Source organism: Lentilitoribacter sp. EG35 (assembly GCF_040784015.1).
Taxonomy (GTDB): Bacteria; Pseudomonadota; Alphaproteobacteria; order Rhizobiales; family Rhizobiaceae; genus Lentilitoribacter.
This window is the reverse complement of sequence record NZ_JBFNGQ010000010.1, coordinates 144292-160704: the sequence shown is the minus strand read 5'-3', so window position 1 is coordinate 160704 and position 16413 is coordinate 144292. Positions and strand designations below refer to the sequence as shown.

At 42.7% G+C, this 16413-nt stretch carries 12 protein-coding genes and 1 pseudogene; 2 read left to right on the top strand and 11 right to left on the bottom strand.

Annotation, left to right across the window (positions count from 1 at the left end; translation table 11 throughout):
* Positions 1-115, top strand: a pseudogene (locus AB2J24_RS16410) (IS5/IS1182 family transposase); the annotation flags it as partial.
* A 150-nt stretch (positions 116-265) separates the two neighbouring features.
* Here AB2J24_RS16410 and AB2J24_RS16405 read toward each other — a convergent pair.
* The 9 genes from AB2J24_RS16405 to AB2J24_RS16365 form a co-directional block, all read right to left on the bottom strand.
* Positions 266-2086, bottom strand: a complete 1821-nt coding sequence (locus AB2J24_RS16405) for a dipeptide ABC transporter ATP-binding protein (protein ID WP_367386257.1) — start codon at positions 2084-2086, stop codon at positions 266-268.
* Positions 2087-2108: 22 nt separating this feature from the next.
* Positions 2109-3014, bottom strand: a complete 906-nt coding sequence (locus tag AB2J24_RS16400) for an ABC transporter permease (RefSeq protein WP_162653362.1) — start codon at positions 3012-3014, stop codon at positions 2109-2111.
* On the bottom strand, positions 3011-3934 hold the full coding sequence (locus tag AB2J24_RS16395; protein WP_162653363.1) for an ABC transporter permease subunit: 924 nt from the start codon (positions 3932-3934) through the stop codon (positions 3011-3013). The genes AB2J24_RS16400 and AB2J24_RS16395 overlap by 4 nt, the downstream gene beginning before the upstream one ends.
* 75 nt (positions 3935-4009) lie before the next feature.
* A complete protein-coding gene (locus AB2J24_RS16390) occupies positions 4010-5590 on the bottom strand; it encodes a peptide ABC transporter substrate-binding protein (RefSeq protein ID WP_162653698.1) in 1581 nt (526 codons plus the stop codon).
* Between the two features lie 440 nt (positions 5591-6030).
* The gene (locus tag AB2J24_RS16385) at positions 6031-8226 is read right to left on the bottom strand and encodes a glycoside hydrolase family 9 protein (protein WP_367386256.1); all 2196 of its coding nucleotides are present in this window, start codon (positions 8224-8226) and stop codon (positions 6031-6033) included.
* Positions 8227-8464: 238 nt separating this feature from the next.
* Complete coding sequence (locus tag AB2J24_RS16380; protein ID WP_367386255.1) at positions 8465-9514, bottom strand: sodium:calcium antiporter; 1050 nt, start codon at positions 9512-9514, stop codon at positions 8465-8467.
* A 166-nt stretch (positions 9515-9680) separates the two neighbouring features.
* Positions 9681-10169, bottom strand: coding sequence for an Hsp20/alpha crystallin family protein (locus AB2J24_RS16375; protein WP_367386254.1), 489 nt, complete (start codon positions 10167-10169; stop codon positions 9681-9683).
* An 87-nt stretch (positions 10170-10256) separates the two neighbouring features.
* Positions 10257-10685 carry a host attachment protein gene (locus AB2J24_RS16370; protein ID WP_162653367.1) on the bottom strand — a complete coding sequence of 143 codons (429 nt, stop codon included), beginning with the start codon at positions 10683-10685 and terminating at the stop codon, positions 10257-10259.
* 146 nt (positions 10686-10831) lie between these two features.
* Entirely contained in the window at positions 10832-11242 is a 411-nt protein-coding gene (locus AB2J24_RS16365) for a universal stress protein (protein ID WP_367386253.1), read from the bottom strand.
* A gap of 214 nt (positions 11243-11456) precedes the next feature.
* Between AB2J24_RS16365 and AB2J24_RS16360 the strand changes: the two genes are divergently transcribed.
* On the top strand, positions 11457-11870 hold the full coding sequence (locus tag AB2J24_RS16360; protein WP_162653369.1) for a phasin family protein: 414 nt from the start codon (positions 11457-11459) through the stop codon (positions 11868-11870).
* 66 nt (positions 11871-11936) lie between these two features.
* On the opposite strand, the gene AB2J24_RS16355 is transcribed toward AB2J24_RS16360, so the two are convergent.
* Together AB2J24_RS16355 and AB2J24_RS16350 are read right to left on the bottom strand one after the other, a co-directional pair.
* Positions 11937-14555 (bottom strand): cation-translocating P-type ATPase, encoded by a 2619-nt coding sequence (locus tag AB2J24_RS16355; RefSeq protein WP_367386252.1) that lies wholly within the window; start codon positions 14553-14555, stop codon positions 11937-11939.
* On the bottom strand, positions 14552-16339 hold the full coding sequence (locus tag AB2J24_RS16350) for a PHA/PHB synthase family protein (RefSeq protein WP_367386251.1): 1788 nt from the start codon (positions 16337-16339) through the stop codon (positions 14552-14554). Before AB2J24_RS16350 ends, AB2J24_RS16355 begins: the two co-directional genes overlap by 4 nt.
* Positions 16340-16413 lie beyond the last annotated feature (74 nt).

The window sequence follows — 16413 nt, the reverse complement described above, 5'->3', positions numbered from 1 at the left end:
GAGAATGTTTGGAAAGCTCAAAGATTGGAGACGCGTCGCTACACGCTATGACAGATGCCCAAACGTATTCGTCTCCGCAATCGCACTCGCCGCAACCGTCTTATTCTGGTTATGAGTCCTGAGCCTAGCACATCGCTAATACATTGGTGTTTTGAACGCTTTCAATAACGCTTAGCAATGCTGCTAGACTATTTGTATTTGTGTGAAATTTCAAATATTGGTCAAACTTAACAATAACTTGGCAGTGTAAAACAGGACTGTGTAACTACTCAATCAAGCCTTCAATTCCATCGTGTTCTGCATATAGATGCCCATTACCGCAATCTAATATAGTCGGTCGAAAGGATTTTATATCCTCAAGTTTAAGTTCACTTATTTTCGAGGGCAAAAATCTAAGTCTTGACGCTGGATCGAGAGGTGACATCCCTTGCCCCTTTAATTTGATCCGCCTCCGACTTCGCTCAATTTTTGGATCAGGTATAGGAACAGCAGAAATTAATTGCTTGGTATATGGGTGTTGCGGATTTTCAAACATCTCATCGTTTGTTGCAAGCTCAAGCATGTTGCCAAGATACATTACAAGGATTCGATCAGAGATATCTCTAACGACAGATAAGTCGTGAGAGATAAATAACATGGATAATCCCATTTCTTTCTGCAAGTCTCGTAGCAATTCGATGATTTGCGCCTGAATGGACACATCAAGAGCCGATACGGCTTCATCGCAAATCACAAGTTTCGGGTTCATTATCACAGCTCTTGCAATCCCGACACGTTGATTTTGACCACCTGACAATTCATGCGGATAGCGATTGATCATCGAGGATGGTAGACCCACTCGTTCCATCATCTCGCAGACACGTTTCTTGCGCTCCTCCGCCGACATTTCAGGAGCAAAAATTCGCATTGGTTCCATAATAGACGAACCAATTGTCATCGACGGATTAAGGCTGGCCATCGGGTCTTGGAAGACAATTTGCAAGTCACGTCGCTGCGCGCGCAACTCGTCTTCATTCATTTCCGTGAGATTGTTACCGAGCCACGATACACTTCCCGCATTGGCTGAAACTAACTGTAACACAGCGCGGGCGAGAGTTGATTTTCCACTTCCCGATTCACCAACAATACCGAGCGTTTCGCCTCTATTAAGATTAAAGCTGACGCCATCCACGGCCTTCAAATCAATTGGTCGCGAGAAAAGGCCAGTAGGAATACCGAAACTGACATTTAAATTTTCAACAGACAGGAACTCTTTTGTGGTTGTATTATTTTGAATGGTGCTTTTTTTGTCGCCGCGTGGTTCATCAATTCTTGGCATCGCGTCAAGCAACATACGAGTATAGTCTTCTTTTGGTTTAGCAAATATGTCTTCGGTCAATCCAGCCTCTACATATTGACCATGGCGCATTACTTGAATCCGATCACACATTCTCGCGACCACACCCATGTCATGAGTAATCAGAACAATAGCCGTTCCTTGATCTTTCCGCAGCGTATCCATGATATCAAGAATTTCAGCCTGAATGGTTACATCAAGCGCAGTCGTTGGTTCATCAGCTATCAAGACATCTGGATTGCATAACATAGCCATTGCGATCATCACCCGTTGGCGCATACCGCCAGACAGTTCGAATGGGTATTGTTTTAATCTGCGCTTAGCTTCGGGTATTTGTACTCGGTTAAGCCATTCCAAACATTTAGCATTGGCATCTGCATCGTTCATGTTTTGATGAAGTGACAATACTTCACGCATCTGGTCGCCAATGCGCATGTGAGGCGTGAGTGATGTAAGCGGATCCTGGAAGATCATTGATATTTTTGATCCGCGAATTTTATTAAGCGTCTTTAGGTCTAAATCCAGTAAATTTTGACCTCTAAAGTCGATCTTACCACGCATTCTGCCGTTTTTGCTCAATAGGCCCATTGCGGCCAAAAAAGTCTGACTTTTTCCAGAGCCTGATTCACCAACCACACCGAGACATTCACCCGCATCAATGTGGCAATCTATGCCCTTAACAGCCTCGACAACGCCATCTGTGGTATCAAAATCAACATAAAGATCTTCTACTGTAAGTAATCGGGTCATTGCTTCTGATCCATCATCATTATTAGTCTTTTGTATCGAACGCATCGCGCAGGCCATCGCCAATGAAGAGTAAACTCAACAGCAACAAAATAAGAAATCCAGCAGGGAACCAGAGCAACCATGGCAGCACTTCCAGAACATCAGCCCCTTCTGAAATAAGTGTCCCTAGCGAAGTTAATGGCTCTTGAACACCAAACCCTAGATAGGACAGAAAACTCTCTGTAACCACAATTTCAGGAATAGTCAGCGCTGCATAAATCACAACAGGGCCAGTTAGATTAGGAACTATATGACGAAAAACGATGCCAAATGTACTGCGACCAGATGCACGCGCTGCTTCCACAAACTCGCGGTTCTTCAAAGACAGGGTCTGTCCACGCACGATCCTAGCCATCGTCAACCATTCAAGCGCACCAATAGCTGCAAATAGCAGGTAAACATTTCGCCCAAATATGACCATCAAGAGTATTACAAATAAGATGTACGGGAGAGCATACATAATATCTACAAACCGCATCATAGCTTGGTCGACACGTCCGCCTACATATCCGGCGATCGCACCATAAGAAACTCCAATGACGATCGATACAAATGTCGCAACGACCGCAACTGCAAGCGAAACCTGCGTCCCATAGAAAGTCCGAGCCAGAAGATCACGGCCATTTTGATCTGTACCGAAATAATGCCCCGTTTCGATTGATGGCGCTATTCGAAATGCGTTCCAATCCGGATCTTCGTAATTGTAGGGAAGAAGCATAGGACCAATAAACGCAGCCAAAATAAGTATCGATAAAACAATGATTGCAATCATTGAGGCTTTGTTACGCCTTAGACGCGTTAGAGCTTCTTGCCAGAGGGAACGTCCGGTAATTTCTTCATTCTCAATTGCACCATCAATAATTGATTTTTTAATAGATCGTAAAATCATCTAGACCTCACTCTCGGGTCAAGCCACGCGTAAAAAATGTCAACGAGGAGGTTAAGGATTAAAATAAGAACCATGTAAAACACCACTGTTCCCAACACCATGCCGTAATCACGACTTAACGCCGCATTGATAAAATAGCGACCAATACCGGGAAGTCCAAATATGGTTTCAACCACCAAAGACCCAGTTAGCAAGTAGCTAGCGGCTGGCCCCAGATAAGATAAAACAGGCATAAGTGCAGGTCTAAGCGCATGACGCAGAACGATCATCGGTGACCCTAACCCTTTTGATCTGGCGGTCCGAATAAAGTTCGAAGACAAAACCTCTATCATCGACCCCCGCATAAGCCTTGAAATTCGCGCAATATGTGGAAAGGCAAGAACTGCAACGGGTAAAACAAGATAGCGAGCTGATCCGTCACCCCAGCCACCTACTGGCAACCAATCCAATTCGATTCCAAAAAATAGCTGCAATATAGGTGCCAGCAAAAAGTTGGGAATTACCAAACCTAACAAGATTATGGCTGCGATAAAGTGATCACCAAATGCATTGCGATTTAATGCGCCATACACACCTGCAAGAACACCAAAAAAAATAGATATGAAAAAAGCCGTGCCACCCAAAATAAGAGTAAATGGCAAACCAATTCCTATTTGTTCTGCAACTGTGAAATCTTCCGTTGTGAAAGACGGGCCCAAATCGCCCTGCAGTACATCGGTTATATAAATAAAATATTGCTGCATAAGAGGCTTATCCAGATTGTAATGCGCGGCAAGGTTTTCCTTTACCGCCTCTGGCATTGGCCGCTCTTCATCGAAAGGGCCTCCAGGCGCGAGCCGAAGAACAAAGAAACAGACTGTTATTGCGATCCATAAAACGGGAAGTGCCGTTAGGGATCTGCGAAGTGCATAGCTGAACATAGGCGTTTAACATCCCGTCAGCCCGAATTTATATAATGCAATTCGGGCTGATAAGAAGTTCCAATTTAGAAGTTACTACTCAGAGATATCGAGCCAACGCGTACGATGAATATCGAAAGCATTGTTCTTATAGCCCGTGATTTTTGGTGAAACCACATTGCGAGCCAGATAGTAGTAGATTGGAATTGAAGCCGATTCATCAAGCGCGAGTTGCTCAGCTTGTTTGAGCATCATTTCACGTTTTGCAACGTCAGTTGATGCATTTGCTTCATTTACCAACTTATCAAATTCTGGGTTGGAATAACGACCATAATTGTAATTCACGCCAGATTTTAGAAGGTTCAAAAAGTTGTCGGCATCATTATAATCGGCCAACCATCCTGCGCGGGCAACCTGTAGATCACCTTCCTGCAAGTCAGCGTAGTGAACTTTTGTTTCAGTATTGAACAGTTCAACTTCAACATCAATTGCTTTCCACATGGCTGAAATTGCAACAGCAATTCGTTTGTGGTTTTCATTTGTATTATAACGCAACTGAACTTTCAGCTTGTTGCCATCGTTAAAGCCTGCTCCAGAAAGTAGTTCCTTCGCTTTCGCGACTTTATCATTGTAAGGCATGTCTTTCCATGAAACCGTTGCAGGCTCGGCATAATTAGCCATCCCTGGCGGAACCCAAGAGTAAGCTGGCAATTCGCCAGTGCCCAAGATAGACGGCCCAATCACTTCACGATTAACCGACATTGATAGCGCCTGGCGAACATCAGCATTATCAAATGGAGGTTTTGTTGTGTTGACTGCATAATAGTAAAGACCAGCATATGGAGCGACTTGCGCTTGACCGGGTAGATTTTCTTCCATCCATGCGTATTGGTCAGTTGGGAACTCTGTCAGGATATCAAATTCGCCAGCGCGGTAGCGTTTTAGAGCAGCCGACTCATCCTCCAAAACAAAGAATTTTACATTCTCGATTTTTACATTTGCAGCATCGTGAAAGGTCTCGTTCTTTGTTGTTGTAACGTGTGAACCTGGCACCCATTCTGTTGGCTTGTAGGCACCGTTCGTAACAATGTTTTCGACTCTCATCCAATCACCACCCTTAGCTTCGACAACGTGTTTAGGCAAAGGGTAAGCTGTATAATGGGTCAAGGCACCCAAGAAATAAGGCGTTGGTTGCTCAAGTGTAATTTCAAGCGTTTTATCATCAATTGCTTTTACACCAAGTTCACTTATATCCGTGATCTTGCCGCTGTTTATCATTTCGGAGTTTTTAATTGAATATTGCAGATAAGCGTAGTTAGCCGCAGTTTCAGGGTCCATCAATCGTTGAAATGAAAATACAAAATCGCCAGCTGTTACAGGCGTTCCATCAGTCCATGTAATATCATCACGAAGTTTGAAAGTATAAGTTAGTTGATCATCTGATATCGTCCAGCTTTCAGCTTGGCCAGCGATTGGCTCAGCATTGATATCTTCTGTTACCAAGCCTTCAAAGATGTCACCAACTATGCGGTTTTCCCAATCTCCTGAAACTTTGTGAGGATCAAGTGAACTTGGATCTCCCCCATTGTGAATGTTGAGAGTTTTAGCTGATACACCGCCTGCAAGAACTAGTCCTGCCGTTAGCGCTATCAGATATTTTTTGATATTTGAGCTAATCATTTATACCTCCTTATAAACTGTGTTGCACATCTTTGAAGTGTAGTCTGATTATCTTCGCATTGGCTAATGCTCATTTCAAATAACCTATGCGGTTGCTGTATAGTCAAGAAAAATCATGGCATATCCGCAACTCGCACGAATTCGAAACACGAATTCGAAAGATGTCTAACGCAATGTAAAGACCTCTCTAAGTCCGCCCATGAACTTGCATCAAAATTAAATTGCAGAGATGTAAATCCCTGTCCAATTCTACTTTTCGCTAACTGAAAAGGGATAATCTACATACCAATCATTCCCAAATTCATCCCATCTAGAAAATGAGCACCTAAAGTTGGAAACCGAGAAGTTCAATTTTGGTGTTTGCCCCGATATTAACAAAATAATACGATTATGGCAGAACGTGGCTCCTGCTGTTTGCAGTTTTAATTTGAATTAGTTCAGTGCGTTTTTTCTGCTAACAAACTTGCATAAAGAGCCCACGCCGATTGCCAGTTAATGGCCACTTCATTTGTGGTAAAGTTCATATTGTCATCAATATAGCTGCGCATTGGTGGTGCATTTCCATCTAGTCCAGATGAGTTTGGACCACCTGATATAAACCCTGCAGGTAATTCTATGCGACCCGATGTGCTCGGCCCAAAATAAGCAGCTTTTACTGAGTTAGGAAGCTGGCCGGTGACATAGGTTTTATTGAGTGGATTAAGACCAAAGAAGTAATGAAGTTGCATTTCAGCGCTATCAATAAAAGCTTTCTCACCGCTAAGATGTGACCACAGGGCCCAATGCCAACCAATTGTTGCGAACACTCCGTTGGAGCCCCAATAAAGATCGCCATCATCTGAAACTGGAACCCCCCAAGAAGATTGAGCCTGTATGTTACGCCAGTTATTTGATGCGCTGCGTAATATTTTCATTACAGATTTCTTAGTTCTGCTATCCAGCTTATTGGATGTAGCAAGCGCCCAAACGCCTAATAGATCTACAGTACGCCAATTCACATCATATTCTCTAGCCTCCATCTTGGGTTTGAGATTTTTCAAATCAGCATATGCAGTTGCAAATGCGGTATTATTCTCCGTCAGCGCAGCGTAAGCTGCATGAGCAAAAAACCTTTCATCACTATCATCATCATCATCGTAAGCACCACCATATTCATCACCCTCATAGGATTGATCAATCATTTTAAGCTCTCGATTTTCATCAAGCCAGTTCAGTGCCTTTTCCGCAGCAATTTTAAAATCCATCCCGCGTTTTTGATAAATTTCATCTTCTTGTGTGAGATATAGTTTTGCTGCAAGTGACATTGCAGCCGCAAAATTTGCAGTCGCAGTTGTTGTAACAGGCATAAGCCATTTGGTTGCCCTGTCATCTTCCGGTGCCGTCGTGGCAGACGGCCATTTCCGAGTTGTTGCCTTGTGATAAACCGCACCATCTGCACGTTGCATTTTATAAAGCCAGCTCAGCTCGGTGTCTGCAACACGCAGCCAGTCCGCAACATTTGCGGATGTGTTTCCAACTTTATTGATGTCATGCGACAACACATCAGAGGCAATTAAACCTGTGATTAGCATAAGCGAAACGCTATAAGCTCCATTGACGCTATATTTTCCGTAATCGCCGGCATCAAACCAGCCGCCGCTAACATCTTTTGTCTCAGTTGGCACATCAAAATCTATAGCGCCTAGATCCTGTTGATGTGCTTTTGGATAAGGGCCATTAGGACCACTTGTTATCCAGTAAAAGGCACCCCAAGCCTGATCACGAAGCTTTTTTATATGTGTATTTCCTGTATTAACCTCAAATGAAGCTTTTGTTTCTTGAGTATATTCACCAAATGACGGAACGATTAAATCGTATTCTCCTGCGGTCAGATCACTTAAATCGATTGCATTAACATAACTGCCAGAAATGGCAGTTCTCCGCTTCGGCAAGCTAATATCAATTTCCTTGATGCGTCCACTTGCTTTGTTATTCAAATATATTTTAGTTTTTGTTTTCAAGGCACGACGCTCACGATCATACCATTCAATATAGGCAGTTTTAGAACTACCCTCTCTATATCCGAGCGTTGAGACGTGCGGACGTTGCACATGTGATTGAGGCCAAACAACGACCTTCATATTGCTGAGTTTGATTTCATAATTCTCTGCACCTGCGGTCATAAGCGCAAAGCTAGATAGTGATAGTTCTGACTCTGACATAGAGAGTGCGATTTTCTGAGATCTTGCAGGAATGAAGCCTCGACCATCAGAGACAATTTTATTAAATGAAACTGCACCATTTTCATCTAATGCCGGTTCCGCCTCCACACCATTGATAATTGGTTGAAATAGTTGGTCACCCCAAAGTGGTTTGTGTTTCCCACCGACAATCAAATCAAAACTTAAAATCTTTCTGCCAAATGGAAGCGCCTGATTAATAGATATTTTCCACATCGACGCATCATTAAACGGGCCGTGACCCAGATCACGCAGAACGAAAGTTTGACCTTCGAGATTTGAAAAAATCCTACTTTTACCCCAAGCATCTTCTGGTAACGAGGAGATTTTTATCGGGATTTCAATCCGATGTTCGCTTGAAACCGCCGGCAAAACAGGGGTTATCGCTAACAATAATAAATAGAAAAATGTCATTACAACGCGAATGAACACCAAATAACCTCACTGAATCAAAAGATGACGTAAATTTCGCAGACTTAAGAGAATTTATAAACCCTACGCAGTAAGTAACTACTATTATCGTTAACGATAAACATGGTTCGAAATACCGTTCTCCGAGCTTTATATGTTTGACACTTGAATTTCTAGCTATCTTAAAAGATCTACATGCGAGTTTAATAAAAGATTGTGACTAAAAATGAGGTCAGGTCCGCTATCGTAGAATCCAATAAAGACCCAAACTGCCAATATAGACAACCAGCACAAATACAGAATCCAATCCCATTCTTCCAACTCTTGGCTTCCGCCTAATAAGAAGCCCTATCAAATAAGCTGATGTAACTAAAATACCTAGCGCAGCAGCAAGTTGGACGGTTTTATCTGCAAAACTGAGTATGGCACCTTGTCTAAACAAAAAGTCTGCCGGAAAGACCAACCCAACCATAATAAGATTGCTTCCAAAAATATTGGAGATCGCGAGCGTGTATGCACCCAAACGCACAGCAGCAAGTGTCGTCGATAGCTCGGGTAAAGACGTCGCGCCTGCTAAAAACACAACACCCATTATATCCATTCCAATGCCGGATTGTTCAGAAATCACAACACTCGTTTGAACAAGGGAAACACCAGCTATAAAAATCACCGATGCATAGGCAATATTCATCCAAACAACACGCCGTGTAGTTGCGTTATTTACTTGATCAGGCTGACTTTGGGATTGTAAATTTGATTTCACCTCCTGCAGATCAACGGGTATCCAATCATTATTGTCATCATATTTCCTGAGAAGAAAAATGGCGGAGCAATAAAATACGAGTACAAAAAAACTACCGAGTCCAACATTCCAGATAACAATAGGTTCGCCTATTACAACGACGATAATTGACAGTGATAACAATGAAACCAGAAGTGTCGCTTCCAAAGCATGATTAGCTTTACGAGGATAGTTTGATATTGCACCTCTTGCAAAAATATCCGCTGCGGCAAGAACTGCGGTCTGTAGAGCAATTCCGCCGTAAAGATTATTCAGGGCAAGTCTGGGTCTAGCGTCAATGACGGCGCTAACCGTCGTGGCAATCTCTGGCAATGATGTCGTGGTCGATAAGAACAACAAGCCCATCAAAGACGTTGAAATACCCAACCTTCCCGCTGCCACGTTGGATAGATATGCAAGGCGGGAACCAGATATCCATACAACGGCCGCAAGAATTAGAAACAATAAGATATTCATCAATATCGGAAATTGCGAAAGAACTGAACTCATGGGTTGGCCTCTTACATGAGCATATCAGATATATATGATTTCTGTTTGACTTGCCTCAAAACTCAAACGAATTCCTAATTGACTAATAAAATAGCGAGACTGGCACAATGTCATAACTTGCATGATCATTGTAACCAACCTCGCAACCCATATAAAAAATATAGCGCTAACTTACTTTCTCAATTTTTATTTTTTTTGTTTTCATCTGAACTTCCGTCGGCTTTTCTATTGAAACCTTCAATATGCCATTAGAAAACTTTGCACCCACCGTATCTGGGTCCGCTTCAAACCCCAAAGGAACCGAACGCGAAAACCTCCCGTAAGAACGTTCTACCAAACGATAGTTCTTTTCTTCCGTTTTCTGCTCGTCTGACTTTTCACCTTCAATCAACAGATTTTCTCCTATGACCGAGATCTCAATCTCATCCATATTTACACCCGGCAACTCAGTCGTAACTTCCAAACCACCTTCTGTTTCTGAAATGTCAATTTTTGGAACCAGCATGGAGTGGTCGTCATCAGGAAATAGCATATTCTCCAAATATGGACTTTTCCGAAAATCTTCGAATACTCTATCGATTTCATTCTGAAGGGAATTAAACACGGGTGTGTTTTTTCTAGTGCCAAACAATGAGGGCAAAAAAGATGAAGCCATTCTATGTCTCCTTTCAAGGCTAAGTTATTTCGAATTAAGCTTAGCTTCTTTTGAGTTCATAAAATTGAGATAAGTCAAAAAACCAGATTATAAGGCTACATAATCTCCGAACAGCGACATCAATTTTGGCAACTCTGCGCTCACCATATTTTTAGGAATTTCAGCCGATATTTTCGCGCGTATATTACCTGAAACTTCTTTTCTGAGTTGACCTAGAATATTCGGAGCCGCACAAATAATCAGTCGATCATAATGTGTTTCCAAGTTCCATGTTTCAAGTTGCTCAACAATCTGAATTACAAAATTGTTCCGCAATTCTTCATGTGGCTCCAACGCACTTCTACGATATTGTGTACTCGAAAAGGTGCGACCTTTTTGGTCTGTATGTTTCTCATCCAAATCAGCAAAAATCTCCCGCTCGGTGAGTTCATTCAGACCATTGCCTACACCATGCACTTCAAAAATACGGGCACGTTCACCATTCGCAACCAAAATCCAAGTAATTGCTGCCTTCATAATTTTCTCAAATTCAATCTTGGTGTTTAAAGATCACACAACAATAAGTTCTGCGACGTTACTAAAATCTAGTACGATAAAATCCACACTAATTGCGCCAGAAAACTTCTACATTCTTTACACCGGGCATATCCCACCATGTAATATTACCTAACTACATGGACTGAACATTTTGATTTGCGAACAACCCGGGCGGCCGTTGAACCTAGAAGCAAGTCCATCACTTCCGGCTTGTGTGACCCGATAATGATCATATTAGTGCCGCTTTGCTCAGCAAATTCAAGTATTTTAGCAGCAGAATGTCCATGCAATACGACTGCATTAACATCCAGATCTTTCGCGCGAACAACCTCATCTAGTGCACTCTTAGCTCTATCATGTCCCTTCTTCCCGATATCACCTGGTAGTTCTGCGGCAACATAATCAGGAACACTTTCTACTACATTGACAAGTGTGATACGGCCATCATCCGTAAGCAATCGTTTCGCAACTTCCAGCATTTTATCAACCGGGCCTAAATTCCCAACGTCAACCGGAACAAGAATATTTTTGTACATTATGATCTCCATTTAGTTCTTGTAACGATACTAGGTTATTTGCGACCAACTTAAATTGATCTAGCTCAAACAAATTTGCCATCTTAGTGGCGCACATATCGATCTAATTCAAAATACGTCACGCATTTTAATCCTTCTACTTTGCGATAGATCAAATCTTCATAATCAAATTCAAATAATCTGAACATAAATTGCAACAGAAGGAGGAATTCTAATGGCCACAGCAAAACCAAAACCCGTTAAACGCGCCCCTGAAGAGGAAAAATTGCTAGAAACATGTTCAGATACTCTGAGAGAAACAATGGAAGGCTTTTCTGAAAACAGCGAAACCTTTATTTCGGGTATGATTACTTATCAACGTGAATTGGCAAATTTCTTTTCTCGTAGGATCTCGGAAGATATCAGCATGCAAAAGGAACTACTTGAGTGCAATACTTTTTCTGATTTTGCAGAGCTCCAAGGTCGCTTTCTTGATAGAGCCGTCAATCAATATAGTGCAGAAGCAAATGAGTTAATGAAGCTTGGTACAGGCATTGTGTCCAAAGAACTTTCAACCATTTCCGAGCATGTGAAATCAATAAACCCTAATCTTGAAGATACATCCGCGAAAAACGTAGCGAGCAAATAATCTGCTGATATCTACGGTGCTTGAAACGCGCATTTTAGTTGATGCGCGTTTTCTTTTCAGCCTGTTTCAAGAAGCTAACCGCATTTGTCGAACTACTTTAATCAACTCCGGAACGATCACGATAGGTAAAGTAATAAGAGCAATAAGCCCCCAGAATTCGAGCGGTATTTCAGCAACATGAAGAATTTGTTGTAGCGGCGGCCAATAAACGACTAAAACTTGCAACCCCAATGTCATAGTCAATGCGCCCAACAGCCAATAATTTGAGAAAAAGCCAATTGCACTCCATGGCAACGATAATGACCGAAAAGCAAATACGCTAAATTTCTCAAGAAAAATCATTGTCGTAAAAGCTACCGTTTGAGCGACTATCACACCATATTCCAACATATAGTGAAAAACGAGAAGGCTGCTTACTCCTGTGTATATAGCAAAAGTCATGATCGTCGCCATGCCTTGCGCGCCAATAATGCCATCTTTATTTGATCTTGGTTTTTCTTCCATAATATTTGCTTCACTTTTTTCTAAACCAAGACTAAGAGCAGTGAAGCCGTCTGTGACCAAATTCATCCACAATATCTGAATAGGAAGAAAAATAAGCGGACCACCTAATATTATGCTTCCAGTAATTGCGACAACCTCGCCAGCATTTGAAGCTAGTAAATAGCGAACGAATTTCTTGATGTTCGCATATTGTCGACGCCCCTCCTCTATCGCACCAACGATTGAAGCGAAATTATCATCCAACAAAACAAGGTCGGCTGCATCTTTTGCCACATCTGTTCCACGAATACCCATCGCAACGCCAATATCTGATTGTTTCAAGGCGGGTGCGTCATTTACGCCATCCCCCGTCATAGCCACAACATGTCCGTGTGATTGAAGCCGCCTCACAATACGCATTTTGTGTTCAGGCGTCGTGCGTGCAAACATAACATCTTGAGCTAGAAGATGATCAAGTTCATCATCACTTTTAGTCTGCAGCTCATCTCCTGTTACAACAATTGTTGACGGCAAATGCAATGATGACGCTATGGCTAGCGCCGTCTGTGGAGCGTCTCCGGTTATCATAATAACCTTGATGCCTGCACTCTTCGCAAGCGCAATCGAATTTTTAACTTCCGGTCGTGGCGGATCAATAATGGCAACAAGGCCAAGAAAGGTTAGATCACGTTCCGTTTCGCTGCATTCTGTGCCCTCCAATCCGGTTTTTCTTTGTGCAATAGCGAGGACCCTTAGCCCTTTTCCCGCAAAGAAATCATGCTGGGTTTTAATTTGATCCCGCATCTTTTGATCAATCTGCAATACGCCATCCGAGCCCATATACTCGCTGCAAAGTGGAAGTATCTTCTCCAAAGCGCCTTTGATATGAACAATAGCATGACCATCTTCGGCACACACAACGCTCATTCGTTTGCGTTCCGAAGTAAACGGAAACTCACGAACCAAATTTTCACCAGATGGCATCGGAAGCCACGCTTTATAACCTGCAACAATAAGGGCAACTTCAGTCGGCTGTCCTATTTCCTGCCAATGATCCCCTACCTTTTGGATGCTGGCATGGTTGCAAATCATCGCACTTGAAAGCAAACTTTTAAGAGCGGTATTCTTACTGTAATCAAAACGCTTTCCATCTTTTTCAAAATGACCGGCAGGATCATATCCGGTCCCTGTTACATCGATCACTCCACAAACGGGCAACCAGATCTGTGTTACAGTCATTTGGTTTTCTGTCAGCGTGCCAGTTTTGTCGGTGCAAATAACAGACGCAGCGCCGAGTGTTTCGGAAGCTTGCAATCTTTTACTCAAAGCATTTTTAGCAACCATCGCTCTTGCACCAAGAGCAAGAGTAAGTGTTACAACAGCTGGTAAACCTTCTGGAACAACAGCAACAGCCAAAGAAAGGCCTGTCATAACCATATCCAATGGTGCGCGCCCGGAAAGCCACCCGATAAGAACAATTAGCAAAGCTAAGATCAGTGCCATCACACCAAGTTGACGTCCAAGTAACTCCAATTTCTTCTGCAAATGTGTTGTTTTTTCACCCAATTCGGTAGTGAGTTCCGCAATCTCGCCAAATTTAGTGTTCATCCCCGTCGCTGTGACCAAAGCCTCGGCATGACCTTGAACAACGTTGGTGCCCATAAAAGCTTTTCTTTGGCTAGGCTCGATTGCCGAAAAAGATTTATGGACTGCATCAGATTCACCGGTGAGGACAGACTCGTCCACCTGAAACTCAACTGTATTTTGTAAAGCCACATCAGCAGGAACTTTCTCGCCAGTTCTCAGTATAAGAAGATCGCCGACAACAATTTCAGAAACTGGAATTTGCGTCTCAACTCCATCTCTTACAACAATTGCTTTATGAGAAAGCATAGAACGCAGCGCCTCAAGCGTTCTCTCCGCTTTCCACTCCTGAAAAAAACCAAGACATCCATTCAAAAAAACAATCGCAAGAATAGCAATTCCATCGACCAACTGCCCCATAAAAATGGCAACCGCCGCCGCGAAAATCAGAATCAGAATTAAGGTGCTTGCAAATTGCCTAAGTGTAATTTTCCACCATGATGTTCCTGATTGGGTGCGCAGGACGTTGGGACCGAATTTCAACAGAAGACTTTTTGCTTCCTCACTGGACAGACCAGCAGCTGATGGTTGAAGAAGAATTTGATCTGTCTGGTTCATCGTTGTAACACATACGTTCCAGGCGCATCACCGATTGCATCTTCAAACAAACGAGATTGCCTATCTGCCGCATCAACGCATTCTGACGAAGAGCGTTCATTAAGCCAACTGATCCAAGCAGGCCACCACGATCCTTCTTGAATGGGATGTTGTTCTAGCCATTTCTCTGCCGAAATATGAAGGTCACCTTCATTTTTAATCCCACTCCTGAAATGTCGGCCTTTATGTCCGGGTTCACTGACCACGCCTGCATTGTGTCCCCTGTTCGTCAAAACAAATGTCACATCTGTGTCAGTTAACGCATTTATTTTATATACAGACTTCCACGGAGAAACATGATCCTGCTCTGTTCCGACAGCAAAAATTGGTTGTCGTATGTCGGATAACGAAACTGCTGAACCGTCAACTTTCAGACGCCTTTGAGCAAGATCATTATTTAAGAACAACTTATTCAGATACTCACTATGCATTTTTGCCGGCATTCTCGTGCTGTCAGCATTCCATGCCATCAGGTCGTTCATTTTCGTTCTTTCACCAAGCAGATAATGGCGGATTACTCGCGACCAAATCAGATCATTTGAGCGTAGCATCTGAAATGCACCAGCCATTTGCTCGGCCTTAAGATAACCCTGTTCGCGCATAATATTCTCAAGAAAAGCAAGCTGGCTTTCATTGATAAACAACGTTAATTCACCCGCGTCGGCAAAATCGACCTGAGCAGCAAATAAAGAGATAGAATTAATGGGTATGTGTTTCTTCTTAGCTAAAAATGCTGCTTCTATTGCCAGTAGTGTACCACCCAGACAATAGCCTGCCATATGGATACCTGTTTTTGGCAGCCGCCTATTTACTTCATTTATGGCCGCCCTGATCCCCAACTCTCGATAATCATCCAAGGAAAGGTTCTGATCTTTCTTAGACGGGTTTTTCCATGAAATGATGAAAATGCTATAGCCTTGTTCCGTAAGATATTTGACGAGCGAATTATGTGAAGACAAGTCAAGAATATAATATTTCATGATCCATGCTGGCACGATCAGAATCGGCTCTTTCCGAACCTCTTCAGTTACAGCATCATAATGCAGTAATTCTATCAATTCGTTACGAAAAACCACTTTTCCTGCGGTGCAGGCGATATTCTTTCCAACATGAAATCCATCCATAGACCGCGGCTTGGCACCCGTTAAACGATCCAGGTCTTCTTTAAAAAGCTTTGCTCCCCTTATGAAATTTGCACCAGACTCTTTGAGCGTACGGTTCAGAACAACCGGATTTAATAAGGCAGAGTTGGACGGGCTAATCATATCGAGAGATTGCCTTGCCATGAAAGATACTATCTGCTGATTTTTCTCGCTTAATCCAGGTACTTCCGAAGTTGCTTTTCGCCACCAATCTTGCACATTTAGAAACATCGAAACATACAAATTATGAGGAAACTTCTGCCACAACGGATCTTGAAAACGGCGATCTTCCAATCCATATGGCGAACACTTTTCAACTGGCGTGCTCTCATTCAAATCGAAAGTAATAAACGGGTATTCTGCATTTGCTACGCAGGAGTTTTTTGATGCTGCTTGCCAAAGCTCTGCCAACTTGCTCGGAGAGGTAATTAGGTGAGTTAACCAATCATAATATGCCATACTTAATGCAAGTGGAGACAAACCACCGGTAAAACGGCCCACAGACGCATGTAGCCTTTGATCTAATTCTCTCAAACTCTGTTCGATATCTTCAATTTTTGTATCAGGAGTTTCTAACCGTCGCTTGAACTCACCATCATCCATAATACATCTCCAACATATCTGAGATGCTTATTGTAAGACCAATCTGGTGGTACGAATTGACACAAATCAAAGGA

Excerpts from the sequence above, each read along its gene's own strand:
- AB2J24_RS16405 (WP_367386257.1), bottom strand. The coding sequence starts at position 2,086 with ATGACCCGATTACTTACAGTAGAAGATCTTTATGTTGATTTTGATACC.
- AB2J24_RS16400 (WP_162653362.1), bottom strand. The coding sequence starts at position 3,014 with ATGATTTTACGATCTATTAAAAAATCAATTATTGATGGTGCAATTGAG.
- AB2J24_RS16395 (WP_162653363.1), bottom strand. The coding sequence starts at position 3,934 with ATGTTCAGCTATGCACTTCGCAGATCCCTAACGGCACTTCCCGTTTTA.
- AB2J24_RS16385 (WP_367386256.1), bottom strand. The coding sequence starts at position 8,226 with ATGACATTTTTCTATTTATTATTGTTAGCGATAACCCCTGTTTTGCCG.
- AB2J24_RS16380 (WP_367386255.1), bottom strand. The coding sequence starts at position 9,514 with ATGAGTTCAGTTCTTTCGCAATTTCCGATATTGATGAATATCTTATTG.
- AB2J24_RS16375 (WP_367386254.1), bottom strand. The coding sequence starts at position 10,169 with ATGGCTTCATCTTTTTTGCCCTCATTGTTTGGCACTAGAAAAAACACA.
- AB2J24_RS16370 (WP_162653367.1), bottom strand. The coding sequence starts at position 10,685 with ATGAAGGCAGCAATTACTTGGATTTTGGTTGCGAATGGTGAACGTGCC.
- AB2J24_RS16365 (WP_367386253.1), bottom strand. The coding sequence starts at position 11,242 with ATGTACAAAAATATTCTTGTTCCGGTTGACGTTGGGAATTTAGGCCCG.
- AB2J24_RS16360 (WP_162653369.1), top strand. The coding sequence starts at position 11,457 with ATGGCCACAGCAAAACCAAAACCCGTTAAACGCGCCCCTGAAGAGGAA.
- AB2J24_RS16355 (WP_367386252.1), bottom strand. The coding sequence starts at position 14,555 with ATGAACCAGACAGATCAAATTCTTCTTCAACCATCAGCTGCTGGTCTG.
- AB2J24_RS16350 (WP_367386251.1), bottom strand. The coding sequence starts at position 16,339 with ATGGATGATGGTGAGTTCAAGCGACGGTTAGAAACTCCTGATACAAAA.